The organism is Micromonospora sp. LA-10 (genome assembly GCF_051853095.1).
Classification (GTDB): domain Bacteria; phylum Actinomycetota; class Actinomycetes; order Mycobacteriales; family Micromonosporaceae; genus Micromonospora; species Micromonospora echinospora_A.
The window spans coordinates 2787066-2803637 of sequence record NZ_CP195710.1 but is presented as its reverse complement, the minus strand read 5'-3'; the positions used below and the strand labels follow the sequence as shown (position 1 = coordinate 2803637).

Sequence of the window (16572 nt, the reverse complement as noted above, 5' to 3'; positions counted from 1 at the left end):
CGGTGCCCACGATGGACTGATGACGCCCGCCGAGCCGACCACCCCCGACGGCGCTCGCCCCGCGTTGGCCTGGCTGGGCCATCCGGTGACGGTGCTCTCGTTGATCGTGCTGGTGCTCAACGACCACGTGTTCAAGGCCGCCTTTCCCGGCCTGGTGACCGGCAAGCTGAGCGACGTCGCCGGGCTGGTACTCGCGCCGCCGCTGGTCGCGGTGCTGGTGACGCTGTTCGTACCCCGGCTTCGGCCCCGGGTCGTCGTCGGTCTCGCGCTGGGTTCGGTCGGTGCCGGCTTCGTGCTGGTCAAGAGCAGTGAGTACGCCGCGACGGCCGCCTCCGGACTGTGGAGCGCGGTGAGCGGGCCGTCGCTGATCCGGGCCGACCGGACCGACCTGCTCACCCTGCCGGCGCTGGCCCTGGCCGCGTGGACGTGGCGGCGGGCCCGGCGCGACGCGGTGGGGCGCCGGGCCGCCCGGCTGGTCCGGCTGGTCGTGCTGCTGCCGGCGGCCACCGTCGCGGTGGCGGCCACCAGCGCGGCCACGTATCCCGACGCGATCGGAGCCACAGTCGTCGACGGACGGCTGGCCGCCGGAGTCGCCTTTGAGGCGTACCCGGACGACGAGACCCGTCCCTGGTACACCGCGACAAGCGACGACGCCGGGGTGACCTGGCGCGATCCCACGCCCGCCGAGGAGGAGGCGCTGCGTGGTCGTTCGAGGACCACGACCGGGCCGGAGCGCGAGCAGTGCTCGACCGCCTCACCCCAGCGCTGTTACCGCCTGTCGCCGGGGCGGATCAGGGTGCAGGAGAGCGACGACGCCGGCCGGACCTGGCGGCTCTCCTGGGAGATCACCGAGAGGCAGCGCGAGCTGCTGAAGGCGCGACACCAGGAGGCAGGACCGGACGGGGCGCGGATCACCGGGCAGGACCTCGCCGTGCTCGACCTGCCCGGTGGTGGGCACGTGGTGCTGGTCGCGAACGGCCGGGACGGTTTCGCGTTGCGCGACGCCGACGGCGGGTGGCGGCGGATCGGGTTTCCGGACGGCTGGCCCAGCTCCGGGCCACCGCCGCTCGACCGGATCGCCCCCGGTGACCGGCATTACGATCCGCTGTGGGCGTTCCTGCTGGTCGTCAACCTGGCCGCCCTGGTCCTGGTGGTGTCCGCGGTGCGGGCCGCACGGTCGTCCCGTGCCGGCCGGGCGCTGCCGGTCCAGCAGGGCGCGATCCAGGTCCTCGCCGCGCTGGTGCTGCTGAGCCTCTGGAGAGCGACTTTCCTGCTCCTGCCAATTCCGCTCATGTGCTGGGTGACGCTCCAGGCGGGCAGCCTGGCGCTCGCCTTCTGGCCACGCCGTTCGTGGAGGTTGCCCGGCCGTTGGTTCGCCGAGGTGCTGACGGCCGCCGCGCTCACGGCGACGCTGGCCGGTGCCGTGATGGTGGGATGGCTCTACGGCCGCCCCGTGTACATCACGACGGCTGTCGCGCTGGCCGGACTGGCGACGGTGCCGGGGCTGCTGCTCGGGTGGCGGGCGGCCCGGCTGGTCGAGCCGTGGCGGCCGCCGTACCCGCCGGCTGTCGATGTCTTCCCGCGGTGGCGGGGCCCGGCCGGCTGACCTGTTCCCGGTCACTCCTCCGACGGCACCTGACGCCGCATCCTCACCGTTCCGTGGCCGGAGCGCGACTGTCCGCGCCCACGATGGACGGATGCGCCTCTCCGAGTCGACAGCGCCCGACGGTGCCCGTAACGCGCTCGCCTGGCTGGGTCATCCGGTGACAGTGCTCTCGTTGATCGTGCTGGTGCTCAACGACCACGTCTTCAAGTCGGCTTTTCCGGGCCTGGTGACCGGCAAGCTGAGCGACGTCGCCGGTCTGGTGCTCGCGCCGCCGCTGGTCGCGGTGCTGGTGACGCTGTTCGTACCCCGGCTCCGGCCCCGGGCCGTCGTCGGTTTCGCGCTGGGTTCGGTCGGTGCCGGCTTCGCGCTGGTCAAGAGCAGTGGGTACGCCGCGACGGCCGCCTCCGGCCTGTGGAGCGCGGTGAGCGGGCCGTCGCTGATCCGGGCCGACCGGACCGACCTGCTCACCCTGCCGGCGCTGGCGGTGGCGGCCTGGGCGTGGAAGGCAGCACGGCGGGACCCGGTAAGACACCGCGCGGCCCGGCTGGTCCGGCTGGTCGTCCTGTTGCCGGCGGCGCTCGTCTCGGTGGCGGCCACCAGCCCGATCGAGCGCCCCGACGCGGTCGCCACCAAGGTGGTCGAGGGTCGGCTGGCCGCCGGCACCGCCACCCTCCCGATGTCGGCGGAGGACGGCATGCCCACCTGGTGGCAGATCAGCGACGACGCCGGTGTGACGTGGCGCGACCCCGTCGACGCCGAGCAGGAGGCCCTGTGGAAGCGCGTGCCGACCAGGATCGGACCGGACCGCCCGGTGTGCGTCGCCGCCACGCCCCAGCGGTGCTACCGGGTGACGTCAGGCCGGATCCGGGTGGAGGAGAGCGACGACGCCGGGCGGACCTGGCGACTGTCCTGGGAGATCCCCGAGAGGCAGCGGGAGCTGTTGAAGGCCCGGTACGAGGAGGCCGGGCCGGACGGGAGGCGGATCACCGCTCAGGACATCGCCGTGCTCGACGTTACCGGTGGCGGACACGTGGTGCTGGTGGCGAACGCCCGGGACGGTTTCGCGGTGCGTGACGTCGCCGGCAGGTGGCAGCGGATCGGGTTCCCGGGCGGCCAGCGGGAAGGGGAGCCGCCGCCGCTGGGCGTGATCTCGCCGGGGGACCGGTACGACGACACGGTCCGTGCGCTGCTGCTGGTGCCGGCGCTGGTCGTGCTGGTGCTCCTGGCCGCCCGGATCCGGGCCGGGCGGGCGTCGGGCCACGGCGTGTCGATGCCCGTCCTCCAGGGCGCGGTCCAGGTCTTGATCGCGATGCTGCTGTTCGCGGTCTGGACCAGCGAGGACATCGCGCTGGTGAGACTGGCGCCGCTGCTCGTCGTGCCGCTGTTGCTGGGCGCCGCGGTGCTCGCGCTCGTCTCCCGCGATCTGCGGGCGGCGTCCGGCCGGTGGGTCGCCGAGGTGCTGACCGCCGCGGGCCTCACCGTGGCGCTGGCCGGGGCGGCGATGGCGGGATGGCTGCACGGCCGACCGGTGTACGCCCTGACCGCCGTCGTGCTCGCCGTGCTCGGCACAGTGCCGGGGCTGCTGCTCGGGTGGCGGGCGGCCCGGCTGGTCGAGCCGTGGCGGCCGCCGTACGAGCCGCCGTACCCGCCGGCGGTCCCGGTGGACCGCTCGCGGCCCGGCTGACCGGCGTCAGGGCAGGCCGATGAGGTCTGCCATCAGGCCGATCTGGTGGTCGAAGTACTCGTCGCGGTGCGGCAGCGCCCGGTTGATCCGGCCGAACAACTCGAAGCTGATCAGCCCGAACAGCTGGGTCCAGCCGGCCATGCCGCGGGCCAGCAGCGCGGGCGGCACGTCCATGCCGATCTGCTCGACCAGTTCGGTCACGTCGCCGCGCAGCGGTTCGGGCAGGTCCTCGCCGGGCGGGGCGAGCCGGCCGGTGGCCAGACCGTCGCGCAGGATGCCGATCAGCGTCACCGGTGGGCGCTGGGCCGGCACGACCGTGTCGTCGGGCGCTGCGTACCCGGGCACCGGGCTGCCGTAGAGCAGCGCGTACTCGGCGGGGTGGGCCAGCGCCCACGTGCGGGCGGCCCGGCAGGCGGCGAGCCAGCGTCCGCGCAGGTCGGCCTGGTCCTCGGCGGCGTCGGCCGCCTCCACCGCGTCGCCGAGCGCGTCGTACGCCTCCAGGATCAGCGCGGTGAGCAGGTCGTCGCGGCTGGGGAAGTAGCGGTAGATCGCCGAGGAGACCATGCCGAGGTCGCGGGCGACCGCGCGCAGCGAGAGGTTCGCGCCGTCGGTGTCCAGGTGGCGGCGGGCCACCGTCTTGATCTCTTCGATCATTCCGGCGCGGACCCGGGCGCGCAGTGAGGGAGCGACCATGCCCTCACTCTGCCACGGATGAGAGCAGCAATCAAAAGAGAGAGCACTGCTCTTGACAGTCCGCCCGCGCTTGAGTCATGCTCTGTTTCGAGAGCGGTGCTCTCGCTTCGGACAACTGCTTCAGAGAAGGTGGACCTGTCATGGCCCTGCATGTGATCGTCGGCGCCGGCCCCGTCGGCACCGCCACCGCCAACCTGCTCGCCGAGCGCGGCGAGCAGGTGCGGGTGGTCACCCGGCGCGGCACCGGCCCTAAGCACCCGGCGGTCGAGCGGGTGACCGCCGACGCCGCCGACACGGACCGGCTCACCGAGCTGGCCAAGGGCGCGGCCGCGCTCTACAACTGCGCCAACCCGGCGTACCACAGGTGGGCGACGGACTGGCCGCCGCTGGCCGCCGCCCTGCTCACCGCCGCGGAGCGTGGCGGCGCCGTGCTCGCCACAGTCGGCAACCTCTACGGGTACGGCCCGGTCGACGCCCCGATGACCGAGGCGACGCCGCTCGCCGCCACCGGCGTCAAGGGCCGGGTCCGCAACCGGATGTGGGCCGACGCGCTGGACGCCCACCGCGCCGGACGGGCCCGGATCACCGAGGTACGCGGCTCCGACTACATCGGGCTCGGCGGCAACTCCCTGCCCATGATGGTGCTGCCCAAGGTGCTCGCCGGGCAGCGGGCGTTCCTGCCTGTCGACTGGGACGCCCCGCACACCTGGACGTACGTGCCGGACGTCGCCCGTACCCTCGTCACCGCCGCGACCGACCCGCGCGCCTGGGGACGGGCCTGGCACGTGCCGAGCGCGCCGCCGGTGCCCATGCGGAGCCTGGCCGAGCGGGCGGCGGAGCGGGCCGGCGTGGCGTCGCCACGGCTGACCCGGATGCCCTACCCGGTGCTCTGGCTGGGTGGCCTGGCCGACCCGTTCGCCCGCGAGCTGCGGGAGACCGCGCACCAGTTCGCCGGGCCGTTCGTGATGGACTCCAGCGCCGCCACCACCACGTTCGGGATCGAGGCGACACCGCTGGACCGGGTCGTCGACGAGATGGTCTCCGGCCTGCGCGCCCCGGCCCCCGCCGCCCGTTAGGGGCGGGGGCGGGACGCCGCCGGGCTCACTCCTGCTCGGCCAGCGGTCGGCCGTCGAAGTCGACGGCCGAGTAGAGGGCGAGCTTCTCCAGGCGGTGGTACGAGTCGATCACCCGGATCGTGCCGCTCTTGGAGCGCATCACGATCGACTGGGTGTACGCCCCACCCGAGCGGTAGCGCACGCCACGCAGCAGGTCGCCGGAGGTGACGCCGGTGGCCACGAAGAAGCAGTTGTCGCCGGTGACCAGGTCGTCGGTGAACAGCACCCGGTCCAGGTCGTGCCCGGCGTCCAGCGCCTTGCGGCGTTCCTCGGAGTCCTTCGGCCAGAGCTTGGCCTGCATCATGCCGCCCATGCACTTCAGCGCGCACGCGGCGGTGATGCCCTCCGGGGTGCCGCCGATGCCCATCAGCACGTCCACGTCCGACTCGCCGCGGGCCGCCGCGATGGCCCCGGCGATGTCGCCGTCGGAGATGAACCGGATCCCGGCGCCGGTACGCCGGATCTGCTTGACCAGGTCGTCGTGGCGCGACCGGTCCAGCACGCACACAGTCACCTCGGCGGTGTCGGTGCCCTTGACCTTCGCGATCCGGCGGATGTTCTCGGCCACTCCGGCGTTGATGTCCACCACGTCGGCGTACATCGGGCCGACCGCGAGCTTCTCCATGTAGAAGACGGCGCTCGGGTCGAACATCGCGCCGCGCTCGGCCACCGCGAGCACGGCGAGCGCGTTCGGCATGCCCTTGCTCATCAGCGTGGTGCCGTCGATCGGGTCGACCGCCACGTCCACCTCGGCGCCGGTCCCGTCGCCGACCTCCTCGCCGTTGAACAGCATCGGGGCGTTGTCCTTCTCGCCCTCACCGATCACCACGACGCCGCGCATCGGGATGGAGTTGATCAGCTTGCGCATGGCGTCGACCGCTGCGCCGTCGCCGCCTTCCTTGTCGCCCCGGCCGACCCAGCGGCCGGCGGCCATCGCCGCGGCCTCGGTCACCCGTACCAGATCGAGGGCGAGGTTGCGGTCGAGATCCTGGGGCGTCCGCGTCCTGGTGGTTGTCATGGCGGCCTCCTCGCGACGTTGCGGGGTGGGACCGGCGGTCGTCGCCGCCGGTTTTGTCGCTGATCCTCACACGATCTCAGGTTCGCGGTCCCGGCGGGGCAGAGGAGGCCAGGATCACGCCACCCGGAGGGCTGCGACAATGGCCGGGTGGAAGCCGCACAGCCTGCCGACCGCGCACCGACCGACGCCACCCCACCGCAGGGCCAGCCGCCGGTCCGGCCGGGCGGCGGCCCGACCCCGCCCGAGGGTCAGCCCGCGCTCGTCGCGGAGCGGGACGAGGCGGCCACCGCGGGGGACACGCCCGCGCCGCCCGCCGGCAAGGAGAAGGCCCGCTCCGAGCGGTCGCCGAAGGACATGGCGCTGTCCCTGCTGATCCTGCTGGTCCCGATCGCGCTGCTGCTGGCCTTCTACCGCGGCTTCCTCGGCGGTGACTCGCCGGTCACCGTCGACCCGGCGCCCGTGCTGGAGCAGGCCCGCTCCGCGAACGTGTTCCCGGTCAGCGAGCCGACCGGGCTGGGCGACGACTGGCGTACGGTCAACGCCCGCTTCCGGACCGAAGCCGACGGCTCGACGCTGCGGATCGGGTACGTGACCCCGGAGGGCCGGGGCGCGCAGCTCGTGGAGAGCAACGTGCCGGCGGAGAAACTGCTCCCGGCCGAGCTGAGCGAGGGTCGGCCGCAGGGCGCGGCCGACCTGCCCGACGGGCTGAGCTGGCAGCGCTACACCGCCCGCGGCAACGAGCAGGCGCTCGTCCTGCTGGAGCCGAACCGCACCGTGATCGTGGTCGGCGACGCCGGGGAGACGGAGCTGCGCAAGCTCGCCTCGTCGCTGCGCTGACGTCCTCCCTCCGGGTGATGCGGGATTGCGGAACCCCGCTTCCGGGAACAGAAGGGACATCGAGCCCGGACGACCCACCTGGAGAGGTTGACGTGAAGATACGACGCTTCAGCGCCACCGCGTTCGCCGCGGCGCTGCTCATTCCCGGCCTGGCGGCCTGCAACGGCGACGCGACGACCTCCGGCGCCTCCGCGACCCCGAGCGCCTCCGGCAGCGTCGCCCCGAGCGCCACGGCGTCCAACAGCGCGGCCAAGCAGGCCCTCCTCGACTCCACGAACGCGATCCGTGAGGGCAATTTCAAGTTCACCATGACCGGCGCGGGCTCCACCGCCGAGGGGCAGGTGCACGAGCCGAGCCAGAGCGCCGACATGCGGATGACGATCGGCGACCCGTCGTCGGACCTGATGATGAAGCTGGACCTCATCCACGCCAAGCCGGACAGCTGGGTCAAGCTGGAACTCGGCGGCACGGCGGCGACCCAGATCCCCGGCGTGAAGAACCTCAACACCGGCAAGTACCACCACCTCGACCAGAACCGGATCAAGGGCAACCGGGCGCTGGGCTTCGACTTCGAGAAGCTCGACCCGGCCGGCAGCGCCGTGCTCACCCAGGGCATCACCGAGGTACGGCAGACCGGCGAGGGCGCGTACGAGGGCACCGTCGACGTGTCCAAGGCCGCCGAGGCGGGCTCGCTCGACCCGGCCGTGATCACCGCGCTCGGCGCGCAGGCCCAGTCGGTGCCGTTCACCGCCAAGGTCGACACGCAGGGCCGGCTCAGCGAGATGGTGCTCAAGATCCCGGCGGCCGGGCAGAGCGCCGCGCAGGACCTGAAGATCACCTATACGGACTACGGCAACGCGGCGGCGGCCCAGAAGCCCCCGGCCGACCAGGTCGTCGAGGCGCCCGCCGAGCTGTACAACCTGTTCAACTGAGGCCCGCGGTGGGGTTCGACGATCGCGCCGAACCCCACCGTCAGTCCTCGACGCGCTGCCGCGCGGCGTCGATGCGGGCGCGGGCGCCGTCCAGCCAGCGCTGGCACACCCCGGCGAGCTGCTCGCCGCGCTCCCAGAGGGCGAGCGACTCCTCCAGCGAGGTGCCGCCGGCCTCCAGCTTCTCCACCACCGAGGCCAGCTCGGCGCGGGCCTGCTCGTAGCTGAGCTGTTCGTCCTGCTTCGTCCCGGTCATCGTCTCTCTTCCCTCAGCCGTCGACGGTGGCGGTCAGCTCGCCCTCGGCGAGGCGTACCCGCAGTGGATCGCCCTTTGCCACCTCGGACGCCGAGCGGACGACGTGGCCGTCGGCGCGCTGCACGATCGCGTAGCCGCGCTCCAGCGTCGCGGCCGGGGACAGCGCGCGCAGCCGGGCCAGCGTGTGCCGCAGGTCGTCGGTGGCGCCGCGCAGCCGGTGCTCCAGGGACCGGCCGGCGCGGTCGCGCAGCGCCGACACGTCCACGGCCCGCTGCTCGACCATGACCTGCGGCCGGGCCAGCACCGGGCGGGACCGCAGCAGGTCGATCCGGTGCTGCTCCCGGTCGACCAGGTGACGAACCGCGCGTTCCAGCCGGGACCGGGCCTGGCCGATCAGGCGGACCTCCTCGGTCAGGTCCGGCACGATGCGCTTCGCCGCGTCGGTGGGGGTGGAGGCGCGCACGTCGGCCACGTAGTCGAGCAGCGGCGTGTCGGTCTCGTGGCCGATCGCGCTGACCACCGGCGTGCGGCAGGCGAAGACCGCGCGGCACAGCGCCTCGTCGGAGAAGGGCAGCAGATCCTCGATGCCGCCGCCGCCCCGGGCGATGACGATCACGTCGACCGCGGGGTCGGCGTCGAGCACCTTCAGCGCGCCCACGATGTCCGGCACCGCGCTCGGCCCCTGCACCGCCACGTTGATCGTGCGGAAGTCGACGGCGGGCCAGCGGCGGCGGGCGTTCGTCAGCACGTCGCGCTCGGCCGCCGAGGCGCGGCCGGTGATCAGGCCGACCCGGCCCGGCAGGAACGGCAGCCGCCGCTTGCGGGCCCGGTCGAACAGGCCCTCGGCGCCGAGCAGCTTCTTGAGCTTCTCCAGCCGGGCCAGCAGCTCACCGAGGCCGACCTGGCGGATCTCGTCGGCGCGCAGGCTGAGCGTGCCCCGCGCGGCGTAGAACTCGGGCTTGGCGTGCAGCACCACGCGGGCGCCCTCGCGCAGCTCCGGCGCGCCCGCGTCCAGCACGTCGCGGTTCGTGGTGACGGTGAGGCTCAGGTCGGCCGACGGGTCGCGCAGCGTGAGGAAGACGGTGCTCGCGCCGGGGCGGCGGCTGATCTGCGCCACCTGGCCGTCGACCCACACCCAGCCGAGGCGGGCGATCCACGCGCCGACCTTCTGGCTGACCACCCGGACCGGCCACGGCTCCTCGGGCGTGCTCCGCCCCTCGGATCTGCTCTGCCCGTCCTCGCCCGCGCTCACCAGGCCACCCTACGGCCCGGGACCGACAGCGCCCGCGTGCGCCTCGCGGCCGCTGCCGCGCGGGAGAGCGGCACGTACGATGGGCGGGTGACTGATGCTGAGACGACTCCCCGGACCGGCAAGCGCGTGCTCCTGGCCAACCCCCGCGGTTACTGCGCGGGCGTGGACCGGGCGGTGCAGACCGTCGAGGAGGCGCTGAAGCTCTACGGCGCGCCGATCTACGTGCGCAAGCAGATCGTGCACAACAAGCACGTGGTGCGCACGCTGGAGGCCCAGGGCGCGATCTTCGTGGAGGAGAACGAGGAGGTGCCGGAGGGCGCCACAGTCATCTTCTCCGCCCACGGCGTCGCCCCCGAGGTGTACGAGCAGGCCAAGGAGCGCTCGCTGCGGGCGATCGACGCCACCTGCCCGCTGGTCACCAAGGTGCACCACGAGGCCCGGCGGTTCGCCGCGCAGGACTACGACATCCTGCTCATCGGCCACGAAGGGCACGAGGAGGTCATCGGCACCGCCGGTGAGGCGCCCGCCCACATCCAGCTCGTCGACGGCCCGGACGGCGTCGACAAGGTCACCGTGCGCGACCCGGAGAAGGTGGTCTGGCTCTCCCAGACCACGCTGTCGGTGGACGAGACGCTGGAGACGGTGGCCCGGCTCAAGAAGCGGCTGCCGCTGCTCCAGTCGCCGCCCAGCGACGACATCTGCTACGCCACCTCCAACCGCCAGCACGTGGTCAAGGAGATCGCCCCCGAGTGCGACGTGGTGATCGTGGTCGGCTCCCGCAACTCCTCGAACTCCGTCCGGCTGGTCGAGGTGGCGCTGGACGCCGGCGCCCGCGCCGGGCACCTGGTCGACTTCGCCCACGAGATCGACGACGCCTGGCTGGCCGGCGCGAACACGGTGGGCGTGACCTCCGGCGCGAGCGTCCCGGACGAACTGGTCCAGCAGGTGCTGACGCGCCTGGCCGAGCGCGGCTTCGGCGACGTCGAGGAGATCACCACCGCGGACGAGCGGCTCACGTTCTCGCTGCCGCAGGAACTCAAGCGCGACATGAAGGCCGCCGCCGCGGCCCGGGGCTGACCGGGAACGGAACGGCCGTCCGCCGCGTCCAATCGACCATGAAGACTCCTCGTACGGTGCTCGTCGCACTGCTCGCCGGCCTCGCGCTGACCGCCTGCGCCGCACCCGGCGACGGGTCCGCCGATCCCAGCCCGAGCCCGAGTACGACGGGAGCCGCCCCGGTGACCAGCCAGCCCGACCCCGGCACCAGCCCGAGCCGTCCGGACCCCTCCTGGAAGGGCGGCCCGTCCACCCCGCCGGGTGTCGGCGGCACCGTGATCAGCGGCACCGTCCAGGCCGGCGTCGAGCCGAACTGCCTGCTGCTCGACGGCCACCTGCTGGTCGGCGGCCCGCGCGACGTGCTCAAGGCCGGCGCCCGGGTCGAGGTCACCGGCCGCCCCGAGCCGGGCATGATGACCACCTGCCAGCAGGGCACCCCGTTCGTGGTCGAGTCCGCCCGCCCCGCCTAACGACACGAAGGAGCCCCGCCCCCTGCGAGAGGGGACGGGGCTCCGTCGTGTCAGCGGCTCAGTTGACCGCGAGGACCTCGACCGAACCGCGGCCGACGACCGCGCCCTCGGTGGTGGTCACGGCCATGTCGCCGTACAGCTCCCGGCCGGCGGCCGGGCTGGACAGGGCGGTCACCGAACCCGTGAGGGTGGCGGTGGCGCCGTTGGCCAGCGACAGCGGCGTGGACGACGCGGAGAGCGTGCCCAGCGCCGGGGACGCGAACGAGTCCCGGTAGTCGTACGCGGTGCTCGGGTCGCTCATCGAGTAACCGTCGACGACCACCCGGTAGGTGCCCGGCGCCGGGTTGTTCAGCGTGACCGCCTCCTCCGAGTCACCGTCGGCCGACTGGCCCACCCGGGTCGCGCCCAGGAAGACAGTCAGGTCCAGGTCGGCGCTCAGGTCGGACGGGTTGCCGATCCGCGCGGTGAACGAGGTGGCGCCCGCGGGCACCTCCACCAGGTACTCCTGGCTCGCGCCCTCGGTGATGCTCGGGCGCTCGGCGCGGACGCTGGCGAGCGGACCGCCGACGCCGGTCACCTGGACCGGGCCGAACGTGTTGGTCAGCTTCCAGCTCACCGGAGCCGGCGTACCGGCGGTGACCGACGGGAGCTGCACCACTGCCGGCTCCACCTTCACGCCCTGCACACGGGCCTGCAGCCGGAACGGGTTGTCCAGCGCCGGCGAGGTGCGGCGCGCCTCCACCTCGATCTCCCACACGCCCGGGATCGGGTTCTGGTAGTCCCGCTCCTGCGGCTTGCAGACCGCCGCGTCGGAGAAGTTGGTGTAGCAGGCGGTGCTGGCGGTGGTCTCGACCGGCACGCCGTACGGGTTGATGGCGATGAAGCGGGTCTGCGAGCCGGTCGCGATGCCGGACAGGTTGACCTGCAGCGCGCCCGCGCCCGGCGGGACGGTCACGAAGTACGACCGGAAGTTGTTCCGCTCGACCGAGCCCTCGGCCGAGAAGGAGTACGCCGGAGCGGACACCGGGTTCGAGGCGACCACGACGGTGGCGACCTCGAAGTCGACCACGTTGGTGGCCGGGTCGTCGACGGTCATGATGGCGCCGTGCGCGCCGGCCGTCATCGGCTTGGCCTTCACCTTGACCGTGACCGTCTTGTTCAGCGGCAGCCAGACCACCTTCGGGGCGGAGTAGGTGCCGTCGTTGCCGCGGAACGCGACCTCGTGCTTGATGCCCTTGTTCGGGCCGCTGGTCCGGGTCAGCTTCACCTCGTAGTGGCGGCTCTCCTTGACCTTCTGGCCACCACGGTCGGCGGCGCAGCGGTTGTAGAGGCCGGTGCCGACGTTCGGGTTCGGCACGAACGTGCCGGAGGCCCGGTCGTAGCGGGTCAGGTTCGGCGACAGCTCGGTGCAGACCGGCGCCTCGGAGGTGTACGTGCGGGTCGGCACGCCCTTGGCGAGCAGGCTCCACGCGCCCGGCACGTTGAACATGCCGTAGCCCTGCGCGTACGTCGGCACGCCGGCGATCGGCTGGGCCGAGGTGTAGACGGCCCGGCGCAGCGCGGCCGGGGTGACGCCCTTGCCGGTCGCCTTCGCGGCCGACAGCAGCAGCGCGGCGGCGCCGGTGGCCTGCGGGGCGGCCATCGAGGTGCCGTTCAGCATCTGGTAGCCCGGGGGCAGCGGGTAGCCCGCCTCCGGCACCGGGTTGCCCGGCTGCCAGGTCGGCGCGGTGGAGATGGCCGAGCCCGGAGCGGCGATGTTCGGCTTGAAGCCACCGTCCTCACGCGGGCCGCGCGAGGAGAAGTTGAACAGCGCGTTGTCCTTGCGGACCACCGAGCCGTAGTTGGCCAGCCAGGTGTCCTTGCTGACGCTCGCCGCGACGCTGACCACGTCGGTGGCGACCGACGGGTCGCCGACGGTGTTCAGGCCCGGGCCGGAGTTGCCGGCCGAGATGAACAGCTGCACACCGTAGGTGTTGATCAGGTCGTTGTAGAGGACCGCGCGGGCGTTCGAGCCGTCGTTGAGCGCGGGCAGGCCGCCGATCGACATGTTCACCACGTCGACCTTGCGGTTGATGACCAGGTCGGCCATGCCGGTGGTGAGCGCGGCGGCGGTGCAGCCGCCACCCCACGAGCAGGCGCGGGCGGAGACCAGCTTGGCGCCGGGCGCGGCGCCGTCGAAGGCGCTGTTACCAAGCATGTCGTTGGCGGCGGTGATGCCGGCGACGTGGGTGCCGTGGGTGCTCTCGACGATGCCGATGTTGACGTAGTCGACCAGGCCCGGACCGCCGACCGGCGCGGTGTCCACGTTGCGCCGGTACTCGACCACGAACGGGATCTGCTCGCGTACCGCGGTGGCCGGGTTGTCCGTGCCGAAGTGGCCGACCTGGAACCGCTCCTTGTACGGCCGCATCACCTCGTCGTCGGTGAAGTCGTTGTTCTGGTTCGCGTCGACGCGGACGTCACCGGTGGCGGGGTTGTAGAGCACGCCCCAGAAGTCGGTGGTGTCGCCGTCGCGGTTGAGGTCGCCGCGCGCGTCGCTGTTCGCGGTGATGTTCTCGCGGAACACGTTGAACCGGTAGTTGCCGGCCGGTGCGGTCCAGGTGCCCAGCGAGGTGGTGAACGACGGGCCGCTGACCTCGGTCAGCATCGGCCGCCAGGAGGCGTCCTCCAGCGGGTCGGTGGCGGTGACCCAGTCGACGATCTTGCGCTCGCCGGTGGTGGTCGTCTGCAGCGCCGGCTGGTCGAGGTCCACACCGGAGTCCATGATGCCGATGGTCACGCCGCGGCCGTCCCACTGCGGGTTCGCGGCCTTGAAGGCCTCCGCGCCGGTCTCGTTCGTCGGCATGTACGGGTTCACCGCACCGGTGTCACCGCCCGGCCCGGCCAGCGTCTGGGCCTGCGAGGCGGTCTTGGCGCCCTTCGGCGCCGCCTCCGGCGTCGGGTCGGGGAGCTTGATGGTCTCGTCCAGGTCGACGGCGGCGACACCGGGCAGCGTGGCGGCCTTGAGCGCCTTGGCGGTGGGGACCTTCGCCAGCACGTACCCGATCTGGTCGTACCGCTGGCTGACGGTCGCGCCCAGGCCGGCCAGGCCGTCGACGACCTTCTTGGCCGAGCCCTTCTTGACCGCGATGATCATCGTGACGGTCGGCGCGTTCTTCGCCTCGGCCTCGTCGAGCAACTTGGCGTCGTGTGCGCCCAGTGCCTTCGCGGCGGTCGGCTGCGAGGGTTGCGGGGCGGCGGGGGCGGCGCTCGCGGTGCCGGCGCCACCTCCGACGGTCAGGGCGCCGGCCGCGAGGACCGAGGCCAGGAGCGCGGCGGACGGACGCCGGCTGCGCGTGCGGGGTTTACTCAACGTTCTCTTCCTCCAGAGAACAGGGCCCTCGAGGGGCAGGGCACGTGTGACGGTGATCCTGCGTGTCAGGGCGACACGTGTCACTACCCGGCCTGGGTTTGTGATCAGTCCGTGACACAGATCGGTCTACGTCATCACGTGCGACGTGTTAGGCGTCGACGTCCGTCGACCTCTCGACCGATGTGGACGGCGCGCCCAGCAGCTCCGGCGCCTGCGGCTGCCTCGGTGCCAGCTCGACCTGCGCCGGGACGGCCAGCTCGTCGTCGGAGACGCCCAGCTCGGCCAGCTTGCGCGCGCTCACCAGCACCCGGGCCTCCAGCGAACCCACCGCCCGGTTGTACGCCGTCACCGCCCCGCTCAGCGAGCTGCCCAGCTTGCCGACGTGATCACCCAGCGTGGACAGCCGCCCGTACAGCTCGCGGGCCAGCGAGTGGACGGTCGCCGCGTTGCGCGCCAGCGCCTCCTGCCGCCACGAGTAGGCCACGGTGCGCAGCAGCGCCACCAGCGTCGCCGGGGTGGCCAGCACCACGTTGCGGGCGAACGCGTGCTCCAGCAGCGTCGGGTCGCGTTGCAGGGCCACGTCGAGGAACGGGTCGGCCGGCACGAACAGCACCACGAAGTCCGGCGTCTGGTCGAACGCCGACCAGTACGACTTGGCGGCCAGGCCGTCCACGTGCGCGCGCAGGTGCCGGGCGTGCGCGTCGAGGTGGGTGTCGCGCCCGCGCTCGTCGCGCGCCTCCATCGCGGTCAGGTACGCGTCGAACGGCGCCTTGGCGTCCACCACCACCGTGCGCCCGCCGTGCAGCCGCACCACCAGGTCGGGGCGTACCCCCTGGTGGTCGGTCGCGGCGGTGACCTGCTCGCTGAAGTCGCAGTGCTCCAGCATGCCGGCGGCCTCGACGATGCGGCGGAGCTGGTGCTCGCCCCAGCGGCCCCGCACCTGCGGCGCGCGCAGCGCGGCGACCAGCTGCTTGGTCTCGGTGCGCAGCTCACCCGACACGGCGCTCATGGACCGCACCTGCTCGCGCAGCTCGGCGTACGCGTCGACCCGGTCCCGCTCCAGCTCCGCCACCCGCTGCTCGTAGCGGCGCAGCGTGTCGTGCAGCGGCGCCACCGCGCGGGCCACCGCCTCCTGGGACTGCGCTGTCGCCTCGTAGCTCAGCGCCCGCATGGACTGCTCCAGCCGGCCCTCGCCGGCCTGGGTGGCGGCAAGCGTCGCCTCCAGGCGGGCGATGTCCGCCGCCGCGCGCGCCCGGGCGGCCAGCCAGCCCACCGCGCCGCCCGCGGCGAGACAGAGCACCACCACGGCCAGCGTCGCAAAGCTCATGGCCAAGAGCTTGCCAAACGGGTACGACGAGCGCCCGGTGGGTACGTTCAAGTCATGGAGTTCGCGTTGTGGCTGTTCCTGATCCTGCTGCTCGGAGGTGCGTTCGTGTTCTGGCGACGGGGGAGCGGATCGCGCCGGTCGAACGAGCTGGCCGACGCCCGCGCCGAGGCACAGCGGTGGTACGAGCGGCTCGGCGGCCAGCTGATGAATCTGCACGGCGACGCCCCGGCGGTCCGGCAGGCGCTCGCCGACGCCGGTGAGCGGTACAACGCTGCCGGTTCCCAGCTGGAGCAGGCGACCACGCCGCGCCAGTTCGGGCTGGCCCGGGAGAGCGCGCTGGAAGGGCTGGCGTACATCCGGGCGGCGCGGACCGCGATGGGCATCGACCCGGGCCCCGAGCTGCCGCCGCTCGCCGCCGCCCAGGGCGCCGGCGCGCTCACCAAGGAGCGCGAGGTCGACGTGCAGGGGCAGACGTTCCGGGCCGGTCCGCAGCCGGGGAACGCGACGCCCTACTACTACCCGGGTGGCCGGTTCCAGGGCCGGCCGGTGCCGGCCGGCTGGTACTCCACGCCGTGGTGGAAGACGGCGCTCGGCGCCGGCGTCGGTGTGGTCGGCGGCCTCCTGATCGCCGACGCGCTGTTCTCGCCGGCGTTCGCCGACCCCGGTTACGACGCCGGCTACCAGGAGGGCTTCGGCGACGGCCAGGACTTCGGTGACCAGGGCGGCGACATGGGCGGTGGCGACATGGGCGGCGGTGGCGACTACGCCGGTGGCGACTTCGGCGGCGGCGGGGACTTCGGCGGCGGCGACTTCGGTGGCTTCGGCGGCGGAGATTTCGGCGGCGGCGACTTCTAGCCGGCGCCGCACGCCGCTCGCGCCGCTCGCGCCGCACGCCGCTCGCGCCGCTCGCGCCGCACGCCGCTCGCGCCGCTCGCGGCGCGCTCGGCGCACGCGTTAAGAAGGGCCCCCTCTTATGC

The 16572-nt window shown here is 73.2% G+C and carries 14 protein-coding genes; 8 read left to right on the top strand and 6 right to left on the bottom strand.

Annotated elements, in window-relative coordinates; translation table 11 throughout:
- Nucleotides 1–19: 19 nt before the first annotated feature.
- Entirely contained in the window at nt 20–1606 is a 1587-nt protein-coding gene (locus tag ACSDG8_RS13005) for a hypothetical protein (protein WP_210899899.1), read from the top strand.
- 91 nt (nt 1607–1697) lie between these two features.
- Nucleotides 1698–3290 (top strand): hypothetical protein, encoded by a 1593-nt coding sequence (locus ACSDG8_RS13000; RefSeq protein WP_439427911.1) that lies wholly within the window; start codon nt 1698–1700, stop codon nt 3288–3290.
- A 6-nt stretch (nt 3291–3296) separates the two neighbouring features.
- On the opposite strand, the gene ACSDG8_RS12995 is transcribed toward ACSDG8_RS13000, so the two are convergent.
- Nucleotides 3297–3983: a TetR/AcrR family transcriptional regulator gene (locus tag ACSDG8_RS12995; RefSeq protein ID WP_439427910.1), complete on the bottom strand. Its 687-nt coding sequence runs from the start codon at nt 3981–3983 to the stop codon at nt 3297–3299.
- Between the two features lie 140 nt (nt 3984–4123).
- On the opposite strand from ACSDG8_RS12995, the gene ACSDG8_RS12990 reads away from it, so the two are divergent.
- Nucleotides 4124–5059, top strand: coding sequence for an NAD-dependent epimerase/dehydratase family protein (locus ACSDG8_RS12990; RefSeq protein ID WP_439427909.1), 936 nt, complete (start codon nt 4124–4126; stop codon nt 5057–5059).
- Between the two features lie 25 nt (nt 5060–5084).
- Here the strand turns inward: ACSDG8_RS12990 and glpX are convergent, their stop codons facing one another.
- Nucleotides 5085–6116, bottom strand: coding sequence for a class II fructose-bisphosphatase (gene glpX, locus ACSDG8_RS12985; RefSeq protein ID WP_073825013.1), 1032 nt, complete (start codon nt 6114–6116; stop codon nt 5085–5087).
- A 147-nt stretch (nt 6117–6263) separates the two neighbouring features.
- Here glpX and ACSDG8_RS12980 point away from each other — a divergent pair, with 147 nt between their 5' ends.
- Together ACSDG8_RS12980 and ACSDG8_RS12975 are read left to right on the top strand one after the other, a co-directional pair.
- Nucleotides 6264–6953, top strand: a complete 690-nt coding sequence (locus tag ACSDG8_RS12980; RefSeq protein ID WP_210899912.1) for a DUF4245 domain-containing protein — start codon at nt 6264–6266, stop codon at nt 6951–6953.
- Between the two features lie 92 nt (nt 6954–7045).
- Nucleotides 7046–7885 carry a hypothetical protein gene (locus tag ACSDG8_RS12975; RefSeq protein ID WP_030501279.1) on the top strand — a complete coding sequence of 280 codons (840 nt, stop codon included), beginning with the start codon at nt 7046–7048 and terminating at the stop codon, nt 7883–7885.
- 40 nt (nt 7886–7925) lie between these two features.
- Here the strand turns inward: ACSDG8_RS12975 and ACSDG8_RS12970 are convergent, their stop codons facing one another.
- Nucleotides 7926–8138 (bottom strand): exodeoxyribonuclease VII small subunit, encoded by a 213-nt coding sequence (locus tag ACSDG8_RS12970; RefSeq protein WP_210899915.1) that lies wholly within the window; start codon nt 8136–8138, stop codon nt 7926–7928.
- Nucleotides 8139–8151: 13 nt separating this feature from the next.
- Nucleotides 8152–9390 (bottom strand): exodeoxyribonuclease VII large subunit, encoded by a 1239-nt coding sequence (gene xseA / locus ACSDG8_RS12965; RefSeq protein WP_210899919.1) that lies wholly within the window; start codon nt 9388–9390, stop codon nt 8152–8154.
- Nucleotides 9391–9477: 87 nt separating this feature from the next.
- On the opposite strand from xseA, the gene ACSDG8_RS12960 reads away from it, so the two are divergent.
- Together ACSDG8_RS12960 and ACSDG8_RS12955 are read left to right on the top strand one after the other, a co-directional pair.
- A complete protein-coding gene (locus ACSDG8_RS12960) occupies nt 9478–10467 on the top strand; it encodes a 4-hydroxy-3-methylbut-2-enyl diphosphate reductase (RefSeq protein ID WP_210899922.1) in 990 nt (329 codons plus the stop codon).
- Between the two features lie 38 nt (nt 10468–10505).
- A complete protein-coding gene (locus ACSDG8_RS12955; protein ID WP_210899923.1) occupies nt 10506–10916 on the top strand; it encodes a hypothetical protein in 411 nt (136 codons plus the stop codon).
- Between the two features lie 58 nt (nt 10917–10974).
- Here ACSDG8_RS12955 and ACSDG8_RS12950 read toward each other — a convergent pair whose 3' ends face one another.
- The gene (locus ACSDG8_RS12950; RefSeq protein WP_210899925.1) at nt 10975–14268 is read right to left on the bottom strand and encodes a S8 family serine peptidase; all 3294 of its coding nucleotides are present in this window, start codon (nt 14266–14268) and stop codon (nt 10975–10977) included.
- A 148-nt stretch (nt 14269–14416) separates the two neighbouring features.
- Nucleotides 14417–15595: a DNA recombination protein RmuC gene (locus ACSDG8_RS12945; RefSeq protein ID WP_210899932.1), complete on the bottom strand. Its 1179-nt coding sequence runs from the start codon at nt 15593–15595 to the stop codon at nt 14417–14419.
- Nucleotides 15596–15649: 54 nt separating this feature from the next.
- On the opposite strand from ACSDG8_RS12945, the gene ACSDG8_RS12940 reads away from it, so the two are divergent.
- On the top strand, nt 15650–16450 hold the full coding sequence (locus ACSDG8_RS12940; protein ID WP_210899935.1) for a hypothetical protein: 801 nt from the start codon (nt 15650–15652) through the stop codon (nt 16448–16450).
- The last annotated feature ends 122 nt before the right edge of the window (nt 16451–16572 follow it).

What these genes read in the sequence shown, in the direction of transcription:
- ACSDG8_RS13005 (WP_210899899.1), top strand. Translation starts at nt 20, where the DNA reads ATGACGCCCGCCGAGCCGACCACCCCCGACGGCGCTCGCCCCGCGTTG.
- ACSDG8_RS13000 (WP_439427911.1), top strand. Translation starts at nt 1,698, where the DNA reads ATGCGCCTCTCCGAGTCGACAGCGCCCGACGGTGCCCGTAACGCGCTC.
- ACSDG8_RS12995 (WP_439427910.1), bottom strand. Translation starts at nt 3,983, where the DNA reads ATGGTCGCTCCCTCACTGCGCGCCCGGGTCCGCGCCGGAATGATCGAA.
- ACSDG8_RS12990 (WP_439427909.1), top strand. Translation starts at nt 4,124, where the DNA reads ATGGCCCTGCATGTGATCGTCGGCGCCGGCCCCGTCGGCACCGCCACC.
- glpX (WP_073825013.1), bottom strand. Translation starts at nt 6,116, where the DNA reads ATGACAACCACCAGGACGCGGACGCCCCAGGATCTCGACCGCAACCTC.
- ACSDG8_RS12970 (WP_210899915.1), bottom strand. Translation starts at nt 8,138, where the DNA reads ATGACCGGGACGAAGCAGGACGAACAGCTCAGCTACGAGCAGGCCCGC.
- ACSDG8_RS12955 (WP_210899923.1), top strand. Translation starts at nt 10,506, where the DNA reads ATGAAGACTCCTCGTACGGTGCTCGTCGCACTGCTCGCCGGCCTCGCG.
- ACSDG8_RS12945 (WP_210899932.1), bottom strand. Translation starts at nt 15,595, where the DNA reads ATGAGCTTTGCGACGCTGGCCGTGGTGGTGCTCTGTCTCGCCGCGGGC.
- ACSDG8_RS12940 (WP_210899935.1), top strand. Translation starts at nt 15,650, where the DNA reads ATGGAGTTCGCGTTGTGGCTGTTCCTGATCCTGCTGCTCGGAGGTGCG.